Source organism: Rhodopirellula maiorica SM1, assembly GCF_000346295.1.
GTDB classification, from domain to species: Bacteria; Planctomycetota; Planctomycetia; order Pirellulales; family Pirellulaceae; genus Novipirellula; species Novipirellula maiorica.
Map to the genome: position 1 here is coordinate 1 of NZ_ANOG01000537.1, position 22195 is coordinate 22195.

13 protein-coding genes are annotated in these 22195 nt (G+C 54.9%); 6 read left to right on the top strand and 7 right to left on the bottom strand.

Annotated elements, in window-relative coordinates; translation table 11 throughout:
* The first annotated feature begins 222 nt into the window (after positions 1-222).
* Entirely contained in the window at positions 223-1719 is a 1497-nt protein-coding gene (locus RMSM_RS17015) for a hypothetical protein (RefSeq protein ID WP_008698784.1), read from the top strand.
* Positions 1720-1976: 257 nt separating this feature from the next.
* Here the strand turns inward: RMSM_RS17015 and RMSM_RS17020 are convergent, their stop codons facing one another.
* A complete protein-coding gene (locus RMSM_RS17020; RefSeq protein ID WP_052031672.1) occupies positions 1977-2786 on the bottom strand; it encodes an SDR family NAD(P)-dependent oxidoreductase in 810 nt (269 codons plus the stop codon).
* Positions 2787-2807: 21 nt separating this feature from the next.
* Here RMSM_RS17020 and RMSM_RS39350 point away from each other — a divergent pair, with 21 nt between their 5' ends.
* Positions 2808-3107, top strand: a complete 300-nt coding sequence (locus tag RMSM_RS39350) for a hypothetical protein (protein WP_144057728.1) — start codon at positions 2808-2810, stop codon at positions 3105-3107.
* Positions 3108-3279: 172 nt separating this feature from the next.
* Here the strand turns inward: RMSM_RS39350 and RMSM_RS17025 are convergent, their stop codons facing one another.
* A complete protein-coding gene (locus tag RMSM_RS17025; RefSeq protein ID WP_008698788.1) occupies positions 3280-4767 on the bottom strand; it encodes a Gfo/Idh/MocA family protein in 1488 nt (495 codons plus the stop codon).
* Positions 4768-4866: 99 nt separating this feature from the next.
* A complete protein-coding gene (locus tag RMSM_RS17030; RefSeq protein ID WP_008698790.1) occupies positions 4867-6918 on the bottom strand; it encodes a sulfatase-like hydrolase/transferase in 2052 nt (683 codons plus the stop codon).
* Positions 6919-7106: 188 nt separating this feature from the next.
* On the opposite strand from RMSM_RS17030, the gene RMSM_RS17035 reads away from it, so the two are divergent.
* From RMSM_RS17035 to RMSM_RS17050, 4 genes are all read left to right on the top strand, one after another.
* Positions 7107-7592 (top strand): hypothetical protein, encoded by a 486-nt coding sequence (locus tag RMSM_RS17035; RefSeq protein WP_008698793.1) that lies wholly within the window; start codon positions 7107-7109, stop codon positions 7590-7592.
* Between the two features lie 113 nt (positions 7593-7705).
* Positions 7706-10285, top strand: a complete 2580-nt coding sequence (locus tag RMSM_RS17040) for a DPP IV N-terminal domain-containing protein (RefSeq protein ID WP_144057729.1) — start codon at positions 7706-7708, stop codon at positions 10283-10285.
* 237 nt (positions 10286-10522) lie between these two features.
* Complete coding sequence (locus RMSM_RS17045; protein WP_008698798.1) at positions 10523-11038, top strand: hypothetical protein; 516 nt, start codon at positions 10523-10525, stop codon at positions 11036-11038.
* 167 nt (positions 11039-11205) lie between these two features.
* On the top strand, positions 11206-12438 hold the full coding sequence (locus RMSM_RS17050) for a DUF1559 domain-containing protein (RefSeq protein WP_081614197.1): 1233 nt from the start codon (positions 11206-11208) through the stop codon (positions 12436-12438).
* An 89-nt stretch (positions 12439-12527) separates the two neighbouring features.
* Here the strand turns inward: RMSM_RS17050 and RMSM_RS17055 are convergent, their stop codons facing one another.
* The 4 genes from RMSM_RS17055 to RMSM_RS17070 form a co-directional block, all read right to left on the bottom strand.
* The gene (locus tag RMSM_RS17055) at positions 12528-14858 is read right to left on the bottom strand and encodes a GMC family oxidoreductase N-terminal domain-containing protein (RefSeq protein WP_081614198.1); all 2331 of its coding nucleotides are present in this window, start codon (positions 14856-14858) and stop codon (positions 12528-12530) included.
* 173 nt (positions 14859-15031) lie between these two features.
* The gene (locus RMSM_RS17060; protein ID WP_008698804.1) at positions 15032-18661 is read right to left on the bottom strand and encodes a YhaN family protein; all 3630 of its coding nucleotides are present in this window, start codon (positions 18659-18661) and stop codon (positions 15032-15034) included.
* Positions 18661-19938, bottom strand: a complete 1278-nt coding sequence (locus RMSM_RS17065; RefSeq protein ID WP_008698805.1) for a metallophosphoesterase family protein — start codon at positions 19936-19938, stop codon at positions 18661-18663. The genes RMSM_RS17060 and RMSM_RS17065 overlap by 1 nt, the downstream gene beginning before the upstream one ends.
* Positions 19935-22195 (bottom strand): UvrD-helicase domain-containing protein (locus RMSM_RS17070; RefSeq protein ID WP_144057730.1); only part of this gene is annotated, 2261 nt, incomplete at its 5' end. The genes RMSM_RS17065 and RMSM_RS17070, both read right to left, overlap by 4 nt.

Below are 22195 nucleotides of genomic sequence, written 5' to 3' on the forward strand. Positions count from 1 at the left end.
CTTGCGCCGCAGCTCTACAAACGCCACCCTTTTGGTGTCAAAGTAGACGGCATTGGGTAATCCCCCCTCGTCTCGCGAATCCCCCGGTTAGAAAGTACAATAATTGTCGCAGAAGACGGATGGCGACGTGCTGGAAATAATACGTTACGCTCTTATGCTTCAAATTTTAGTTGCGCAGCCGCGTATGACTCATCAACTTCGGAATTAGCCTGGCAAGACACTATGGGACAGTTTTTCTTTGATGTCCCTGAGACGGCTCAAGATTTTATCAGCCGGTCGCTCTGGAAAGATGCTTATATCTGCGGGATTGAAGGCGTTCCTTGGCAATCACGCAATGAATTTGATGGTTCGCGATTGACGATCACTCGAGGAATCGAGTCCTCGGGAAAGCTATATCTGACCTGCCCGATCGAAGGCGTCGGCTATTGCACGCTCAATACATGCAGTTTACGGCCGCTCGAGGAAGCCCACCTGCTGCTGTTGGAATTGGCTCGCGGCAGCTGTTATCGCGCCCGTGTCCAATCCGATGCCTGGGAGCGAGCTGGATTGACGCTGACCAGCACCTTTTTGGAGCTGATGGCCGAGGGCACACAGCGATTTCTTGATGCGGCGCAGCGTCGGGGGGATCCCGGGGTGGCATCGGAGTATGCGATCGAAGCGATTTCGATCCTGGAACAAGCCAACGCAGAACTCGGTGATAGTTACGCGATCCAGTCGGTTTCGTTCCGCAAGCAACGCGAATCTCAACTGGGAACCTTGTTGGCCGCCGCCGTGGTGCCGCCGAGTCCGACCGAACCCGATCACGAAGAAGCGTTTTGCGCGGCATTCAATTCGGCGGCGGTGCGATTGAGCTGGGCGGATATCGAAACCGATTCAGGTCGATTCGACTACGACGCAGCCGAGCAATCGATTCGTTGGTGTGCATCCAAAGGGCTGCGTGTGATCGGAGGTCCGCTTTTGGATTTCCGCGAGCGATTGATGCCGCACTGGCTGTATTTGCTCGAAGACGATTTTGAGTCGTTGTTGCAATCGGTTTGTAATTTTGCGGAACGCACCGTGCTAAAACTTCGCGGTTCGGTCCAGCTTTGGAATTGTGCCTCGGGGCTCAATACACCAGGGCCGCTGAAGCTCGATGACGAGCAAATCATGCGATTGGCGGTGGGGATCTTGCAGACAGTTCGCCGCAATGATCCCAACACGCCAGCGATCATGATGTTCGATCAACCGTTTGGTGAATATTTGGCAAAACACCGCGACGCCATCTCACCGCTTCACTTTGCCGACGCAATCGCGCGCAGCGGACTTGGGATGGCTGGTTTTGGTTTAGATGTGCGAGTCAATTATGCCAGCGGCGCCACGCTGCCACGGTCGGCCATCGACTTTGGCCAAATGATTGACCGCTGGGGAACGCTCGGGCTGCCGCTGCTGGTTCAGCTGTCGATCCCCGGAGATCGCGGAGCGGATGAAAAGGCGATCTATCCGCTTGAACCGTTACCGGAAACCTCGTCCGAGCTTGACGCAAGTTCCGATCAACTGCGGATCGCCAGCCCATTGATCCGCACGCTGCTTGCCAAGCATATCGTGCACGGCATTGTTTGGGACGGCTGGTCCGACGCGTTGCCCCATGTCTTGAGCCATTCGGGGCTGATCGATGCCGAGAACGAGCCGCGACCGCTGCTGGACTATTTGACGCGACTCCGACGCGACTTCTTAGCGTAAGCTATTTCCGCCGCCGTAGCGAATGTCGCCAAGACTTTCGGCCCTGCCATCTTATGGTCGTAGTGGGACTCGCCAGAGTTCCAGATCTTCGGTCGTAGTGGGACTCGCCAGAGTTCCTGGTGCTTCAACCGGCGAATACGGTGATTCTGGAAAGACGGGAATTCTGGCGAATTCCACTACTTGAACAAAGGCATTGGCCGTAAGGCACCGGGGATTACGCGGGAAGAGCCGCTCACGAAATTAACAAGGTGGTTTGACTACCACTTGTCCGGTACATCGGGTTGTTGCCAAACGCTCATCCCGCCGTCGACCAACAACGTTTGCCCATGGACGTGTTCCGCCGCGTCGGATAACAAGAACACTGCGGCGCCGCCGCATGCATCGGGGCTGGGGATTTGGCCGTTAGGTGTATGCAGTTTCATCCAGCTTTCGATGCGTGTGTCCTGGTTGACGATGTCGGTCAACGCAGTACGGACCAACCCCGGCGCCATCGCGTTGACGCGGATTTGATGTGGCGCCAATGAAACGCACAGCGAGCGGACCATCGCTGCGACCGCCCCTTTGCTAGTGTCATAGGCGGTGTGATCCGGTTCCGCTAACACGCCATTGATCGATCCGGTAAACAGCACGCGGCCGGCGACACCCGAATCAATCCAACGTTTTGCAAATGCCTGAGTCAAAAAGTATCCCGAGGTGACATTCAAATCGATGGTGCGGCGATACCGCTCGTACGTCATCTCCAAAAAAGGGGTGTCGATAAACGTGCCGGCATTGTTGACCAACAGATCGATGTCCGGCAGCGCGATGTCGATCGCGTCCATTAGTGGGGCAAGATAATCGCTCGGAGGAGCAGACAAATCGGCGATCAACAATTCCGCCTGCACCCCCAATTCACGGAGTTCGTTTCGAGTGCGAATCGCGATTTCGTCTTCGTCACGACCGAGGATCAGGACGTCCGCTCCGGCGGCGGCGATCGATTTGGCGATTGCCGCTCCGACACCTTGGGTACCGCCCGTCACGAGGGCTCGGCGTCCAGTCAGTGCAAAGGGGGATGGCGTGGGGCTCATGATAACGGAGGGGCTAATTTTATGCGTGAGCGAAATGGGTGGGACAAAAAAGCGAGAGGGCAGGCGGCAGGCGGGGAAGGGCATGAATTACGAAATCACAAAAGTTTTGTCATCACTGGTTCTCGGGAAAAAAGCGACAACTTTGCAAGTTCGTCTCATCGTCGGGCGAAAGTTTTGCCGACCTACCTTGATGACTACCTTAGCGAGTCTAAGATAAAGGTTGTGGGACTGAATAAGACCCGCAACCGCTTCGGTCGTCTAATTTCGGCAGAGGGATCATTTTTCGGGTTCGCCAAAGTCATTCAAAGGCTTGTACAGTAGTACGCTGAGACTTTCGCGTTTCTCCCAGCGGCTCCATTTTGCCGCCGACCGATCGAAGCATTTCAAATAGCCGGCCAATGATGTGAAAACGTCATTGGCCGGTTTTTTTGTGCTTCGATCTAAACGGCGGCGGGCATGTCGCCGCAGTTCCCGTGACTACGATTTCGCGTGACTACGATTTCGCAGGATCTTTGCCATCGATCCAAGGACCGGCAAGATTCATATACTCGGGCTCGATCAATTTGCTACCAAAGTCACCCGCAGTCCATCCGGGGATATGTTTTGGATCGGCGCCGGCTTCGGAGAGTTGTTCCCACTTCTTGGCCCAACCTGGATCGGTGGTGCTGATTTCGCGAGTTTCCGGATCGATGAAGAACACCTTGCCTTGACGATAGCTTTCCGCACCAAGGTTCACCACGGCGATCGCGGCGGCACCTAAATCCGGTGGGTTGTTACACATCATTGGCTCGCCCGCTTCACACGCATCAAGCCAATTCGCAAAGTGAGCGTAGGTTGTGTTGCCGACTTTTTCGGTCGCGATGCGTTCGTCTTTGTAGTCACGTTCGTGAGTGACTTGAGGACGTTCGGCAACAAAGTCGAAACCGTCAAATTCTTCGCCATTTCCAAAACGGAACGTTCCAAAGTGTCCGCGAATCAGTTGGTCGATCCGTGATTCTTGGTTACACATCGTGGCGGTCACCAGGCCTTGAACGCCTTCGTTGAAATCGGCGACCACGGTGGCCACATCGGGGACATCACGGCCGTCGTATTCCATGTACAGACCGCCGGCACCGACGACGCGTCCTGGGATTCGCAGTCCGGTGGCTTTCAACATCGACGTGGTGCGATGCACAAACAGGTCGGTGAACATGCCGCTGCCGAACGGCCAGAAACGACGCCACTGTTTGTATTTTTCACGGTCAAACGGCATCTCGGGTGCAAGTCCTTCGTTCGATCCGAGCCAACGTTCCCAATCGATCGTTTTGGGAGACATGTCGGCTTCCAGCTTGTAGTACCGCCATTGTCCCATGTCGCTGTTGCGAAAGTATTCGGTTTGGAATCCGAGCACCTTGCCAAGCTTGCCGTCTTTAAGCAATTCGTTGACTTCGTTCCAAACCGGCAAGCTGGTCGATTGCACGCCCACCTGCATGACTTTGCCACTTTCACGCCACGCCTTTTCGACCGAAAATGCTTCTTCGACCGTCTTGGTCATCGGTTTTTCACAGTAGACATTCAGTCCCGCTGCGATCGAATCGACCGTTTGTTTGTGGTGCCAATGGTCGGGCGTTCCGATGCAAACGGCGTCGAGATTCTCTTTCTCGATCATATCGCGATAGTCGACATAACGGCCTGGATCGGTTCCTGTGGCCTTTTTGATATGGTCAGCGACCTTGTTCCGCTGCGTTTCATAGACTTCGGCAACACCGACGAGTTCGATGTTCCGGCCTTCTTCGTGCAGTTTGCATAACGTCTTGACGTGCGCGCCATAGCCGCGACCACCGGGGCCGATGAATCCGATTCGCATCCGTTCGTTGGATCCCGCGGCTGCAGCAGCTCGCGTCGCGGAGAGCCCCACGGATGCGGCTGCGGCGACACCGGCTGATTGCGTCATAAAGTTGCGGCGATTGGTTTGATTTTCGGTTTGCTTTTCAGCTGTCATGATAAGATTCCTCAATTTGAACGCTCTCTGCAACCAGAGAGCTATCGGGTACAAAAAAGGGGAGAAGTGATGTTAAAACGAGTCCTGCGTCGGACTGGTTTATTTACGGTAAAACGATTTGTCATTGACGGATTTGAGCTTGTTCGTCGATGGCCCCCATTTCCAATCCACTGTCGGAGCCGTTTTGCCATCGGACAGACAGGTCAATTGGATCGGGTGATACCCCTTGGCCAATTTGATCGAAACCGTACGGCGTTGGCCCGCCTGGTAACCAAAGTCGGCGTCGAGTACCGACGCTTGGTGAATCCGTAGAAACGCTTTGCTGTTTGTTGATAACGACATTTGATAGGTTCCCGTTTCCGGGACCTCGATCCAGCCGGTCCACTGGATCGCACCGTTGCCGCTCGGCAATTCCGCTGTGTCGAGGTTCACCGAGGTGCCCGTTTTTTGCGGCGTCATTCCGGTGGTTTGCGGGACGTAGGGGAATTCGCCTTCGTAGAACGCCCAGTGCAAACCAGAGGTTGCGGCCGAGACCTGCGCGGCGGGGATGGCGACGTTGTCGTAAGGCCGTTTGGCACTTGCATTGGGCATCCGTGATTGCAAGACGTGGTCACGCATCCGTTTTTCAAGTTTCTTGAATCGTGGATTGGTGTTCGCCAGATCGTGCTGTTCCTTCGGATCCTTTTTGAGGTCATAGATCTGAAACGGATCGTCATGGGATTTGATGTTCACTCGTACTCCCTTGAATCCATCCAGATGGACGACTTGCATTTGGCCACGTTTCTTGCCGCGATGCGATGGAGCGAAATCTTTGTATTTGGGCGTTGATCCGTTCTGTGAGTACTCGACATAAATCTGGCTCGTCTCGGCCTTGCCGTTTCCGGTCAACCGTGGTCGCAACGAAACGCCATCGGTGCGGGCCGGAGCGGCAATCCCACCAAGATCGGCAAACGTCGGCATCCAATCATGGAACTGACTGGGTTCCGTGTTGATTTTGCCTGCAGGGATTTGCCCAGGCCACCATGCCAACGTGGCGACGCGAATGCCGCCTTCCCAAACATCGCGTTTGATTCCATCGAGTGGTCCGTACGACTGGAACGACGTGGGGTCGTAATTTGAATTGGCAAGATAGCTTTCTTGATGCGGCCCGTTGTCACTGGAGATCACGACAAGCGTGTTTTGGTCGATCTCTAGATCACGAAGTGTTTGCAGCAGATCGCCGACGCAGTGGTCAATCCGTCGCACCATCGTGGCGAATCGTTCTTCCTCGTCGCTCCATCCTTTGCCGACGTAATCGGGATGACGGTACGAATCAATTTCACCTTTGGCGGTGTTGATCATATGACCTGCTTCGCCGGTCCACTGGATTCCACCATCGAGACCGTTGCCTTCGGGATAGGCCATCGTGGGCGTTTGCAAGGCTGCGTGCGGTGTGTCGTAGGCCAGGTACAGAAAGAATGGCTCTTGCGGATTCGATTTTGTCTGCTCGGCGATCCAGTGTTTGCTTCGCGCGGTGAACAAATCGGTGGTGTAACACTTCGACAGCCCGGCGGAAACTTCGCGGTCGTTGTGCCATACCTGTTTGGGTTGCCGGTGCGTCTCGCTATTGCCAAGCGGCCACGCGTCGGCGGGGTAGTGCACGTGCCCATCGACATGACGCACGTAGCCAAAAAATTCATCGAAACCACGTTTGGTTGGATAGGCCGGCCATGTTTCCGCTGAATTACCGTTGCCCTGCAATCCATATTTACCAATCAATGCGGTTCGGTAGCCAGCGTTTTTCATCACCGTTGCCAACGTATGATTGTTGGCCAAGCTCTTGTCGAATTGGTTGTCCCGCACCTCGGCATGTCCTTGGTGCACGCCGGTCAACAGCGACGAGCGGCTCGGGGCACAGACCGGGGCCGGACAATAGTGCTGACGAAGCTGGATGCCTTCGGCTGCCATTTGATCGATCATCGGCGTGTGCAGCCGTTTGTCGTGACTGGATTCGTTTTGGTACAGCACCCCAAGGTCACCCCAGCCGAGGTCGTCACATAAAATGAAAATCACGTTGGGTTTCGACGGGGCGTCGGCAGCCATCGCCGCAGAGTGGGTCCAGGGATGAGCCAGCGTCATCATCAGTAAAAACAGGACAGGCAATCGCGTCATTCTTGAGGTATCTCTCGTGATCGTGGTTGAAATGTGTTGAGGGTCGTCGCCGCTGTGATCGCGGTGAGTTTGGGAACACGATAGGGTTCGGTTGTCATTGTAACCCAATCTCTCCTTGTGGGTTTACAAGCACGCCCTAGACTGAACCACTCCGTGTTTTTTTGTTGGTATTGACTATCCTGCCGGTTATGACTGAATCCCAATCCAATTTGGCGGACCAACCGCCTCGCAAAATAGCGCCTAACCCAAAATTGTCGGGGTTGGGTTTGACGCTAGCCCTGTTGGCCGTCTGTTTGTTTCCGTTGGCGGGGCTAAGCCTGTATGCGACATTTTATGGTCGCGCTGCTTCGCGATCGCTGCCGGTGGAGGTATCACTGGACCGCCGCACCGTGGTTGCACCCAATGGCCAAGGGGGGCTGTTGACCGATGTGGTGGTGATCATCAACACGGCCGATCATGACATCCCCAATCTGACCGTGAATTTGAACGGCCAGTATTTCTTGTACCGTGATTCACCCTTGCAAAAAGGTGAGACGTTGGTGTTGCCGCAAAGCATTTTTATGACCAAAGCGAACCAGCGATTTGTGCCGGGACGCTACCCGATCACCGAAGTCACCGTGACCGGGCGACTGCCCAGCAACGCCCGCGGGGTGACCGAAGTTCATTTCGAGTAAACGCCCTGCTCTGCTCTGCCCTCCCCTCCACTCCCCTCCCCTGACACTGATCCCTGAATCTGTGCCTTCTGGCCCATCCGTCCCATCTGATTGAACCTCGCGAGAATTCAAGCATGCGTCGCTCCGCTGTTCGTGCCCTCGGTATGTTGACCCTTGCCACCTTTGTGATCGCTCCGGCCGCGGTATTCGGCCAAGGCAGTAAGCAAGATTACGAACGTTGGCAAACTCTGAAGAAGCGAATTAGTCAGCCGATTTTCGCGGACAAAGTGGATCCGAATTGGAGCGAGTCGTCCGAGGATTCGTTTTGGTATCAAGTCCTCTCCCCGGACAATACATTCCGCTACATCATCGTCGATGCGACGACAAAGACTCGCAGAGAAGCATTTGATCACGACCAACTGGCGAATCTGCTGGCGTCGGAGTTGGGTGAGGACGCGGCGTCATCAAAACCACAGCTGAACTTGCGATCGTTGTCCTTTGACGCTGGCTTTACCAAAGTGCGATTCGAACTGGGGAAACGCAAGTGGGAGTTCGTTTTGCCCAGTGGCCCGCTCAGCGAGGTCGATTCGCGACAACGCGGTCGCGAGGATTTGGACGATGCCGAAACCCTTGCTGCGAATCGGCAAGTACACCGAAGTCGCGATGGCGGCGATCGGACGGAGATTCAATTTGAAAATCGCACCGACGAACCGCTGCATTACAAATGGGTGACATCGACCGGCGAGTACCGCGATTACGGCCGTGTTGCCCCGAAACAAACCGCATCGCTATCAACCTTCGCCGGACATAGCTGGGTATTGGAATCTCCCAGCGGTTCCATCGTCGCGGCCTTTGTCGCCGATGTGTGGCAGTCGCTTGCACGCATCGACGCCGATACTCCCCGCCCTAAACCGCTGCGAAGTTCAATGAAACGCTCGTCACGTGCGGCTCGCTCGACGCGATCTCGTTCGCCTGATGATGCTTGGCAAGTTGCGTTCGAAAATCACAATGTGGTGCTGACATCAACGAAATCGGACGCTCGAGCGGTCTTGACGACCGAGGGCGAATCCACCGATGGATTCGCAGGCCGAGTTTGGTGGTCACCGGATTCTCGCAGCTTCGTCGTGATGAAAACCAAGAAAGTTGATGTGCGAACGATTCCGATCGTCCAGGCATCACCCGCAGGCTCGATTCATTCGAAACTTCATACCATCGATTACGCAAAACCGGGTGACGCGATGGATCATCCACGCCCGGTTCTGTTTCGTGTCAACGAAAACGAAATTGCGGAGACGACCGTCACGTTGATTGACGATTCGTTGTTTCCCAATCCCTATTCGCTTGGCGATCTGCAATGGCACGAGGACAGTGCCTCGTTTTCATTCTTGTACAACGAACGAGGTCATCAAACGCTGCGTGTGATTTCGGTGGACAGGGAATCTGGCGAACCGCGAGTGATGATTGATGAGCAAAGCGACACGTTTGTGTGTTATTCCCACAAAACGTTTTTGCAGCGAATCGATGCAACCAACGAAGCGATCTGGATGAGCGAACGCTCGGGATGGAATCATCTGTATTTGGTCGATCAAACCAGCGGTGAAGTGAAAAACGCCATTACACGTGGTGATTGGGTGGTCCGTGGCGTCGAGCAGGTTGACGAAGCGAATCGACAAATTTGGTTGACAGTTTCGGGAATTGACAAGGGACAAGACCCTTATCACCGACATTTGATTCGCGTGAACTTTGATGGCAGCAATCTTGTTCGATTGACGCAGGGTGATGGTGATCACGAGTGGCAATTCTCGCCCCAGCGACGCTATCTCGTCGATTCGTATTCGCGAGTCGATTTGCCAACGGTGACCGAACTTCGGGATGCCGTGACAGGCGAGCTTGTCGTCGAATTGGAAAAGGCCGATGCGTCCGAATTGCTAAAGACTGGCTGGGAATTCCCCGAACGCTTTGTGGCCAAAGGACGCGATGGCGAAACCGACATCCACGGGATCATTATTCGTCCCACCAATTTCGACGCGAGCAAAAAATACCCGGTGCTCGAAGCAATCTATGCCGGGCCGCATTCCGCGTTTGTGCCCAAGCAGTTTGGCCGCCATAGCAGCCTGTATGAAATGGCCGAACTTGGATTCATCGTGGTCAAAATTGATGGGATGGGGACCAGCCATCGCAGCAAAGCGTTTCACGACGTGTGCTGGCAGAACCTTGGCGACAGCGGGTTTCCCGACCGGATCGCGTGGATGAAGGCGGCGGCGATCGACCGACCCGAAATGGATCTTTCACGCGTCGGAATCTGGGGTGGATCCGCGGGAGGCCAAAGTGCAATGCGAGCCTTGATTGCGCATGGCGATTTCTATCACGCGGCGGTCGCCGATTGTGGCTGTCACGACAACCGTGTCGACAAGCGATGGTGGAACGAGCAATGGATGGGGTATCCCATCGGGCCTCACTATGCCGAGCAATCCAACGTGACCCAGGCGCATCGATTGCAAGGCGACTTGATGTTAATCGTGGGCGAGATGGACCAAAACGTCGATCCCGCGACGACGATGCAAGTGGTCGGCTCGTTGGTGCAAGCGGACAAAGATTTTGAGCTGCTGGTGATGCCCGGGGTCGGTCACGGAGCCGCGTCGCACCCCTACGCCCATCGTCGTCAAGCCGATTTCTTTATTCGCAAATTGTGGGGAAATGAGCCTCGGTTCTAAGTCGTCTTTGCCGCGTTTACAGGTGTCGCAATGCGATTCTTCGGCGCCGCACGCTCCTCATCGTTGAAGGGGGCTAGCGTAAAAGACGCGAAGACTGGCTCAAAACGCCCAAAAAAACGCGAGAAAACACCTTTTGGCTTTGATTCAACTTGCTTAGGCTAGAACCAGTTTCGTAAAGGTTGCGTAGAAGCCTTTCAAAAGCTCGCCCATTTTCCACTGCTGTACCGCACTTTTTTAATGAATCTTGCTTCCCGAATCGCGTTGATTGCCTATGTGGTGGGCGGCTGGCTGTTGCCAGCGATGCACCATCATCCAGGGCATTCGCACGCGTTTGATGGTGGGCCAGCAAGTTCGATGTGCTGCTCGGATCACGGTTGTGAAGCGGCGTTACCGACACTCGATTCGCCTCAAAACGACGTCTCGCAATCCGGCGAAGCTTCGTCGTGCTGTCACAATCATGGTGACAACGTCGCCGCAGCAAGCGACGCAGATCCCGCCCAGGCACACTCTCCTTTCCAAGGAGATGAGTCCAATGCGATCTTGTACGCGGTGGATTCGGGGGATCCTCATGCTTGTATTGGGCTGTGTGCGCTCTGTGCCGCCCAAAGTTTAATTGGTCAAACCGACACCCATTCGGTCTCTTCGGTAGGCGAAAACACGCTTGTCGGTCGAATCGGTTCGACTGGAATTGGCTGGCCATTGCGTGTTCAACGCGGCGGCATCTCTTCTCGCGGTCCTCCTGCGATTCTCTAAAGACGTTCCGTGGCTCTGACGCTACGGATCTTTTCATCGTTGATTTGGCATCTGCAATTTCTGCTGATGCTTGCTTGATGTTTCCATCCACGCTCTGCAGTGCGTTGGAATTTTGATCCGGTCTTTTTTGAATCATTTTATATTTTAGGAATCGTAGAGAATCACTCATGAATACTTCTATTGTCTTGCACCCCAGTAGCACTCCCCACGGTCGTGTTATCCGTTCGCGTTCGGGGCACCCACGTTTCGCGTTTACCTTGGTCGAATTGTTGGTCGTGATCGCGATCATCGGAGTCTTGGTCGGATTGCTGTTGCCTGCAGTTCAAGCGGCTCGTGAAGCGGCTCGCCGGATGAGTTGCAGCAACAATGTGAAACAGCTCGGTTTGAGCATTCACAATTACCATTCGTCGTACAACCAGTTGCCAATTCACGGTAGTGGTACTTGGGTCAACGGAGCCGCGATCGGCAGCGACGTCAGCAACCGCATGGATTTGTCGGCCTGGGTGGCGTTGACTCCGTTTTTTGAACAACAAGCGTTGTGGGAACAGATTAGTAACCCGCTCGGCGTCTACCCGGCGATGGGGCCGGAAACGGACGAAGCGAACTATCAACCCTGGGTCACGGAATTGGCGACGCTGCGTTGTCCAAGCGATCCCGGTCAAGGGTTGCCTAGCTTTGGGCGAACCAACTATGCCGTCTGTTTAGGTGATTCGATCCATTACATGGACCGTGGACCGCTGGGGATTGAAAGCGGCACGACGGTCACGCTCAGCAATTTGGCGACCCATGCGACCGAAGCACGTGCGGCGTGTCGTGGGGCGTTTGTCGCACATCAAACAACGCGTTTCCGTGACGTATTGGATGGCTTGTCAAATACGATCTTTGCTGGCGAAATTGCAACCGATCTTGGTGATTCCGACATTCGTACGATTGCAGCGATCGGAAACGATTCGTCGGGCGAATTGGTGCGTGACGAACCCGATTTCTGTGTTCATGACGGTTTGGTCGACCCCAACCGTCCTAAATTCTGGCTCGCCGGCGCCGCAACCCTTGCCCCGTCCGAGCATGGTCGCGGTTTCCGCTGGGCATCGAGCGGATCATCCTTTAGCGGTTGCAACACGATTGTTCCGCCGAACCGTGAACTCTGTTTTGGCGGTCCCGATGCTAGTTCGCACGGCGTCGCTCCGCCAAGCAGCCGGCACCAAGGCGGCGTGCATGTATTGATGGGCGATGGCTCGGTCAAGTTTGTTACCGATTCGATTATCGGCGGTGACATTCACCACTCGAACGTTTGGAGTGGCGGTACCGGCGAAAGTGCGCCGGGTTCCAAGAGTCCCTACGGTTTGTGGGGAGCCCTTGGCACGCGTGCTTCGCGAGAAGTCATATCTGACGACTTCTAGGCCAATTGAACGCTTGTCCCAGTCGACGGTTGGTAGCAAAAGTCGCCAAGACTTTCGCGAATCATCCTCGACGAACGTTCACGCTCGTTTTAGGACCGCGCCAATGCCGGCGTCGGTTGCGGCAACGTGGCCGAGCTGCGTTGGATGATTTGTTCGGCAGCCAATGTCGCGAGTGCCTTTAGCGTCAGTTGTGGATTGATTTCGCAACCGGCGGGAAAGATCGACGTGTCGGCGACGGTCAGATTTTCAATCGCTTCGCCGCAATCCGTCATCATTTGGAAGGTCGTGGGATTGACCACGTCGCCCAACGACGCACCGCCTTGCGGATGGGTGGTCAACAGATTGACGAACGCGGGACCACGGCGACGAATTTCGCTAAGTCCCCATTCAAAATCATCCATGTTGCGGATTCGCAGCGGACGGCCACACCGCATCAGGATCGATTTAGTAGGCAGGTGCAACGTGACGCCGTCGTCGGGTTTAGCGGCAGCAAAATAGATCCGCGCGACACGCCGTAAACCACGCAACAGCATTTCAAATTCGTCACAGTCGAATTCGAGATGGAAATCACCGCACGAATCTACGTAGTTGCTACAGCGGACTTTGGTCGGAACGACGATGCCCGACATCGAAAGATGGTTGAATTTTCGCATCACGCAGGCGAACTCTTTGAACCATCCGGTCAACGCAAGCGCCACGGTGCCGGGGAAGTGGAACCAGTTTTCCAACGCAGGTTCCTCGACCATTTTGCCATTTTCCATGATATTGCGTCGGTCGACCAAAAAGCACTGCGTCACGCCCGGTTCGGGGCGTCCGCTATCCGACGGCCAAATCGGTTTGTCAAACATTGCATAAAGCGCCGTTCCAATATTTGCCGTCAATCGTTTGCCGAGTTGTTTGTTTCTAAGTCCTGCGCACGCCAAGCTGTGGCTAAGTAGTTTGTTCGTTTCACCGATTCCCGCCGCGACGACAAATTCGTTAGCCGAAATCGTGGTGTGAGTATGACGTCCTGATTCACTGCGATGGCACACGTCGACGCCGTCGACGCGAAGTGCACCCGCTTCATCGCGACGAATCCTCAGACGCTTTCCTTCGGTACGGTAAGACACCTCGGCGGGAACCGGATTGTGCATCGCTTGAGTCAGATAACTGTTCGGTTCACCAGGCTGGTAGGGATGAATGCCGCCGATATGATCACCGAAACTGTCGACTGAATTGTCGCTGCCACATCCGAGACACTGTCGCCGCATTGCCACAGGCAGCGGTTGAACCTCTTCGCCCAGTGCGTGACAACCTTCGGCAAAACGCATGCTGCGGTCACTGATCTGCGACTTGGTGACCTCGGTGTTGACCCCAAGCTCGTCACAGATGGATGTCATCAACCCCGAGAATTGAGCATAGTCAACACCCGTCGGTCGACGTTCGCCCCACGATTCGTAAACCGATTCGATGATCGGCAGGTGAATTGCGTTATTGACGTAGGGTCCGCCTCCGAACACACGCGCCTGGCAGACGTTGACCGTTTGCTTGGGCGGAATCTTCTTTCGCATCGACGGGATCGCAAGCTGCAATTTGGAGTGGACATTCCCCAGCCCGCCGGCGATTTGACCGGCGCCGTCTTTGTAAAGTCGATACAGAACTTGATCACTGCGTGGCGGTGACAATTTGATGCTGCCATCGTCTTGTGGGATCTTTTGGATCAACGCATCGGGGCTGACAAAATCACCGACGTCAAGAATCAGTACCCGCAATCCGGCCGCGGTCAATCGGCTGGCGGTTGTGGCGCCGCCCGCTCCGCTGCCGATGATACAGACATCGTAGTGGCTGTTCAGATCCGCCAAGCGTGGTGGATCCATCGTGACTAAAAACTCTGGCTTCTCACACTGCGGGGACCATCCGCCGCCGATCAGTTCGCGAGCCGGTCGACGCGAATGGATCACCAATCGTCCCAACATCGTGACGCCGCTGACGGCAGTATGCAGTAGATGATCGTCGGTCCACTCGATACGGGGCGGTCCGTGTCGGTCGCACGGTGTTTCCCCTTGATTGAGCACCCGGCGAAGTTCGCGCGGGCACAGCGTGTGTAATTGATGGCCGCTGTGTTTGACGCTGTAAAGATTCAACCACAACAGCGCAATGTTCAGCCCGAGCTGTAAACGCGCCGGCAGATGCTCGGCATAGACCAACACTTCGCGAGCGACTTCGCAGGCGTCATCGCCTTGATGCCCACACCACAGCGAATCGATCTGGGCTCGGATGATCGCCACCAGCGTAGGGAAACGCTTTTCGCGAATTTTTTGAATCGGACAATCGGGATGATTGTCACTGCCGCCCAGGCCAAACGGTAGAAACCCCGCTGCCAGAGACCCCTTGAGGATATCTCGACGGGAAAACGCGTCCAATGAAGAAAAATCTAGCATCCTTGCCAGTCTCGTCAGCAATCAAGAGGAGTGGTGAATTGTTCAACCGAAACAATCCAATCCTTGGCATCGGCAAGATGCTCTCTGCGTTGATCGTCAAAACCTTGGCGGAGAAGTGATGATTGGCAAATTCAATTTTTCATGTCGAATATGACGGTAAAGCGGACCTGGGATCAAACAAAACATTCTTCACCCAAGCGATGCACATGGAATTCATCCGTTTTTAACGTTTTTTCGGCCAAGTCCACCAAATGCTCGTGATGGGTAAACATGATCACTTGCGTACGTGCAGATAATTCCGAAAGTGCCGTGATTGCCGCACACGCACGGTCGTCATCGAGTTGGACCAAACAATCGTCGACCACCAACGGCAACGCGGTGCCACGAGTCAATTGATGATCAATCGACGCCAATCGCAGTGCCAGATACAACGCGTCGGCTGTCCCCGTACTCATCGCGTTAGCAGGCACATCGGGTTCGCCGCTACGTGATCGGGTGCCGAACAACATCACTTTTCCACGCGAGTCGAAGTCCACCTTTAGCGAGTCGTATTCGTTCCGCGTCAGTTTTTGGAAAATCATCGAGGCAAGTTGTAACACAGGGCCTTGGTTCTCTTGCCGATAATGTTCAATCGCTTGTCGCAACATCATCGCGGCAACCTTCACGCGGGAATACTCTTCGATCGCATTCTCCATTTTGCCCGTCAAGAATTGAATCGATTGCGAAAGTTCCGAAGCTCGATCGCTGCCATCGATCTGTTTCAGCCGCAGTCGCAATGCGCCGACCGTTTGCTGAGCTTCGGAAAGCGATTCTTGGTTATCTGCGAGATCCGCTTCGATTTTTTCAATTTCGATTTGCACTAATTCTGGCTGGTGCTCGGCAACCTCGTCGGCGAACGCTTCGAGCTGGACGGTACCCGAGAGCATCCGCAGCTGTTCTTCGATCGCTTGTTTGGATTGCTCGAGCTGTTGCCGCTGTTTGGAACGTTGCTCGACTTCGATCAGCTGCTCTGCCGCTTCGCAGCCAGCTTCTTCGCACAATTTTTGGATCGCGACTTCGGCTTCGGTCACCTGTTGTCGAGCGGTTTCAAGTTGCTTTTCGGTCGACGCCAACTGAGTGGCCAATACGCCTCGTTGTTGTGACGCGGCACGCTCGTTTTGCAATCGATTGTAAAGCTGTTTGACGGTGCTGAAGGCGTCGCTGACGTCGCCTTCCTTTTCCTCGATCTTGACACCCAATTCGGCGGCCAAGCGAGCGACATCTTTTTGGTAGGTCTTGTCGTCCTCGAGCATCGACCGAATTCGGTGAGCCAAAATATCGCGTTCACGTTTCTGAGCACACAACGCGTCGATTTGCGTGATCTTTTCCAACACCACCGCCGGAGTGCGGTCCACCGACTCGGAAAGCGCCGAGGTGGCGGCGGCCCAATCGGTGTGCCATGTATCGTAGTCGCGTTGACGTGATTCAAGCTGCGTTTGCAATCTTGGCAACTCTTCACGCATCATGTCATGCTGTTTTAATTGTTCGTCATAACGTTTACGCGCATGATGCAGCGAGGTGCGAAGATTGACGGCGTCATCGTACAGCGACGAAAAATCGTTCGCTTCGATCTGATCAAACAGACTCGGTTCGTCACTGCCGACCACGACGGGTTCGTCAACGACGGCTGAATCGATCGCATGTTTTAGCCGTTTGCACGATGCGGCAATGCGTTCTTCGAGTTGTCCGACGCGTTCGTGCGCTTCGTCAAGCCGGAGTGTCGTTTCAACCAATTGGGCATGTGCGGTGATCCAGCGATACATGCGGTCCGGCGTGCCGGCGGTAACGCCACAGGCTTCCCACAGAGATTGCCATTGTTGTTGAGCCTCTTGGAATGCCGCCTTCGCGGCTTCGCCGTTGGTTTGGCATTGCGTTTTTTGGTTGGCAACCTTGTTTAGCTCTTCTTTGATCGAACTCTGCTGGTGCAGTTGCTCGTGATGAGACCGCATCGCATCGACCAAAGTATCGGCGTCGCGGATTTCTGCTTGCAACTGCGTTAGCGTTGGGGTATCAAGCGTCCCCGCTTGGTTCGCTGCGATCACGTCACAGAAAATCGCATCGCGACGCCGACGTGATTCGACAAGTTGCTCCTCGCTCGGCAGCTTTGTGACGGACTGAACCGCGTCGAGCCGCTGTTGTAATTCTCGTTCGGTCGAGTCGAGTTGTTTCCATTGTTGAGTGACCGCGGCGAGTTGCTGTTCTCGTTTTTCAAGGTTTTCAACGGCAGATTCGATCGCCGATTCCACCGGCAATCGCAACTTTGCAGTGGCGTGAAATGATTCCGCGAATGAAGCCGTGGTGGCGTCGCCGGACTCCGCAATTGGGCTGCAGAAGGAATCCAATTTTCGGGCGAATTGTTCACAGCGATGTTGCAGATGTTTCACATCCGATTTCTGCTGCGTCAAATTCGACAACACCGAATCGGGAGAGCCAACCGATTCGATCAATTGGCTGATCGAATAGGGATCATCCGGGATGATCGTCTCTTTTGCCTGTTCGTCGGCTTCGGCAAGTCGTTTGGTGAGCGAGCGGAGACTTTCGTCGGCGTCGTCTCGTTGTTTGGCGATCACCGCGTATTGCTGCGCTAGATCATTGACCTTGGTTCGCACCGAATCAACAACTCGCAGTTTCTTTAGCGACGAATCAATTTCGTCGGTCACCGCCTGCTCTTCTCGCGAGTTGATTTCGACGGAAAGCTCCTGCAACGCTTCGACCATGCGGCGGTCGAGGTTTTTGCGAGTGCGTTGCAAGTTGCCACGCTGTGTCCGCGCCTCTTCGCGTGCACCGAGACGCTGAAACAGCGAGTCGATCTGGACTTCGTGAACCAAGATCGCCGAGTCATCGCCAAGACTTTTCAGTTGCTTGGTCAATTCATCCACGCGGGTGCTCAGCGAGCGTGTTTGCCGCAGCGAGATCTCATGATTCGTGTCGACGGTGCGGCGTCGTTCGCTAAAGGCATCGTCAAGCCGCGGCGCGTCAGCGAGTTCATCAAGTTTCTCGAGCAACGAACGCCACTGTGGGATCAACGGTAATGCGTTTTTGACGGCTCGCAATTTTGCCAACGCAACCGCTGCCTCTTTGACACCGTTTTGCAATTCGTCAACCCGTTGGCATTCACGCTGCAGTTCGTCTTTGAGATCGTTGAAATCGCTCGGTGGGATTTTGGCTAACTCTAATTCTTTTCGCTTTTCCGCGATCTCGCGTGACAATTGATTGATCACGCCTCGCGTGCCTCCGGCGACAAACAACTTGCCCGCCAAGTCGTCCAATTGGGATTGCACCGTTTTCAGTTGGCTAACACCGGCTCCGGCGGCGAACAGGATTTCACCGAGGTCACCTTCGCCTTCGAGGATCGCTTGCCCGCCGCGGACCAGTTCCTCGTGTGACAATCCAAAGCGATGTTCAAACGCTTCGCGATCGACGCCGCCCAGCATCGCTTCGAGGACCGCATCGTCGATCGTTTCGTTGTCGTCGGCATCACGCAGGGTTGCTTTGTTGCCACGGCGACGCAGGCATTCAAGCACGTTGCCGTTGCCATCGGACAATCTGCCGCCGACCCGGATTTTACCCGTTGGGTGGATGTAGTTGTCCTCGGCGCGTTTGGACATGCCGTACAACAGCGATGTGATCGCCCGCAGACTCGTCGATTTTCCTGATTCGTTGGGGCCGTAGATGATATGCAACCGCCGCGGACCCTCGGGCAATGCGATCGAGGTATCGGTGAAACGTCCAAACGCTTTTAAATCGAGTCGTTCAATAATCATCAGTTCGCGTCCTCGCTTCCTTGCAAACGGCCGAGCAATTCCGCAGCCGCGGATTCAATCAATTCGTCGACCCATTGGTCGTTGCCTGCGGAAAAGTGTTCTTCTTGTTCAGGCACTTTCTTGAGGAGTGCCGAAAATTCGTTGGCAATCAATTTGCCGCGTTCGGGTGAGCTGCGTAGGTCGTCAAAGATTTTGGAAACGCTCGCAAGCGGTCCTTCCAAATCACCCATGTTCAATTCGTGATTGGGCGTCGAGGTTCGCAAGCGAAACTTTTCCATCCACGCTTGGCCGCCACCATGCGTGATCGCGGTCGCACGAAGTGACGCTTCCAAGCGACGTCGACTTTGATGCAAATCATTGTGGATCGGAGTTTCACCGACAATCGAAACGCGAGAAACCAACAGGCGGTCGTCGATCGTGTTGACCGTCTGCTGTAGCCACCGTTCGTATTCTTCGATGATGTCGTCGACATACTCGATTTTTGCGGCATTGATTTCGAACGATTCCCAGCGAACGACATCCAATGGGTGAAACGTTCGTGTGCATTTGCCGCGAGAATTTATGTCAATAATGACGCAGCCTTTTTCGCCTGATTCGCGAATATGGCGTCCTTGGATATTACCACTGAACACGATCGGGGCGCCATCCTCGCTTCCATGTTCGCCGCGAATGTGGATATGTCCAAGCGCCCAATAGTCATATTCTTTGGCGGTCAATTCCGCGGGTTTACATGGCGAATAATTGTCATGTCCCTCGGCCCCCGTCAAACTGGTGTGCAATAGTCCAAGGTTGAACATCCCCGAGAGCGGTTTCGGATAGGTTTTGGACAGATCATCGGTCTCCGCTTTCTTGCGAAACGACCGACCGTGCACGGCGACACCAATCGATTCGAAAATTCGGCAATCGACTTTCTCGGCTGCCAACATGATCTCGCTGCCATCGGGATTCTTAGGCAGCGGTAACGACGACGTCATAATGTTTTGCGCGTCGTGGTTGCCGCGGATCACGACCAGCGGAATTCCGGCTCGCGTCAACTTGGCCGCCTGAGCGACAAAGAACAGCCCCGTGTTTTGGTCCCGCCAATCGCCATCGTACAAATCGCCAGCGATCACCACCAAATCGACTTCTTCATCGATCGCTAAGCGTACCAAGTTTTCCAGCGCACGACGCGACGCGCCACGGATATGGTCGACCGGAGCATCTTCGTACGATTCCAAGTTCTGCAGCGGACTGTCCAGATGAATGTCCGCGGCATGTAAGATTCTTCGTTTACTCAATGCTGGCTCGCTGAAGGTAGGCGGTTTGCACGTTGACGCGATGCTGAGGAGGCGTGGGTAAAGCGGATCTCGACCTGCTTGACCGGTTCGCTGTCCTTAACGACCTGTTTCGCCGTCTGCTTGTCTGTTTTGTACCAATCTGGGTTTCCCGATTGGTACAGTGGTTCATTGTCGGCGGTAGGGTCCGCATCGCAACCCAGCGCGTGATAGATCAGCGACGCTGCCGTTTTAACTTGGAAATCCTGTTTCTTGCTCGGCTGAACGATGATGTATAACGCCTGCTTCGCTCGAGTGATGGCAACATACAACAAACAGAGTGCCTCGGTCATCGAGCTTGCCCCTTGCCCCCCAAAGGCAAGTTGCCAGCGTCGATCCAGAAAATGCCAGTGCGTTTGTCCAATATAACGTGTGATTCCGCTCGGCGGTTCGCTCAGCGATTTCATATCGGCCACGCAATTGCCGCTGCTGCGGGTGAGTGGTCCGTCCAACTGAGGCAGCACCACAACATCAAACTCGAGTCCCTTGGATTGGTGCACTGTCATCACTCGCACCGGAGCACGCTGAGGCCGTTCGACCCGTTTCTCGCGGACCAGACGTACAAAGTCACGCAGTCGTGGACCGGGATTGTTTTCGTAGGCAATCGCGAGCCGTGTTAGTTGTTTCAGCCGCAACGTGTCACGCGGATTGCATTTCGGCGCGAGTTTGCCGGCGAGATATTCGACGGTTTGGGCAATCCCATTGCGCTCGACTCGCATCCGAATCGAGTTTTCGTTGAGCGAGGGATCGGCCGCCAGCAAGGTTTGTTCGACGTGGAATCGCCAACGTCCATCGCCGGGATGCTCGGCCATCATCAAGGCGGATAACACCGTTTCGACCGCTGCGGAATCCGTCAGCGGATTGCCCCCTTCTTGGCTGACTTCGATATCGAGTGCCTCTAATCGCATAATCAATTGAGCCACCGCGCCGTTGGTCCGCGTCAGCACGCCGATTGATTTGTGCGGCGATTGCTGGTGAATTTCGGCGATACGTTTCGCGGCGTCATTAAAACAGGCGTCATCGTTGGCCGCCTTGTCGCCATCTTTGACCGTGTGGCTGGTTTCGATTTGCACATAACCCGACAACGACTTGTTGTTGGCTTCATGGGGCGGGAACTGCTTGGCAAATTTGCGAATCGACTCGGCTTCGTGAGCCGATTTGTCTGCGGGATTTTTCGCGTCGCCGTCGGTGGCCATCGGATGGCGATGGAGATTCGAAAACAGCCGGTTGACGAAATCGATGATGTCGGGACTGCTGCGAAAGCTGACGTTTTGTTCGGACTCGGTGATGCCCGCGATCTCGTTGGTGACGGCATCGAAGATTTCTGCCACGCCACCACGCCATCCATAGATGGCTTGCTTGGTATCGCCGACACAGAAAAAAGAGCGGGTGGCCTGCCATGACGGTCCGTCACGATCCGCGGCGGAGGTGTCGCAGGCGTGGATCGCTAACGGTCGCAGCACTTGCCACTGGGCCGGCGAGGTGTCTTGAAATTCGTCAAGCAAAACGTGGTCAATCGCGCCATCCATCCGGTTGGTCAACGAGGCATGGTCGACCTTGGCAAACAGATTGGCCAACCGCACCGCGACGTCTTCGAACCCCAGCACACGAGTGGCCTGTTTAAGTTGATTGACGTGGAAATCGTATGCCGCCAAGACTTTGCCCGTCGCCTCGTTTTGAGCACTCAGCAAACTCAGGACTTCGGTTCGTACGGCCGCATAGACGACGTCCAGTGCCTCGTCGAGTCCGTCGGGTAACACGCTGCGGCCGAACTTGACGTCTTCGCCGGTCCGCCGAGCCTTGGCGATATTGACGATCAACGTTTCATCGGTCAGCGTTTTGAAGTCGCCGGTTTCGGTAACATCCGCCAACTTTTGCAATTTGGCTTTTACCGTCTTTTGCTTCGCTTCGGCTTGGCGTAGTTCACCCGCGACTCGCGTTAAATCTTTTTGCTCGGGACGCTTCGGGGCGACAAGCTTGTGCCATACGTCTTGTTCGCTGCGACGCTGGATACTGTACGCCGTATCAATGACTTGCATCAATTCACGCTGGATCGAGCGTTTGATTTCGCCCTTGCCAAGCATCGTCAAAATGGTGGTCATGTCACTCGGGTTCAACAGCGAAACCACGTTGCTGATCGCTTGTTCCTGGATCCACATCTCTTGGATCTCGTCGGTTAACTGCCAAGCCGGCGGCAGATTTAACTCAAACGGAAACGATC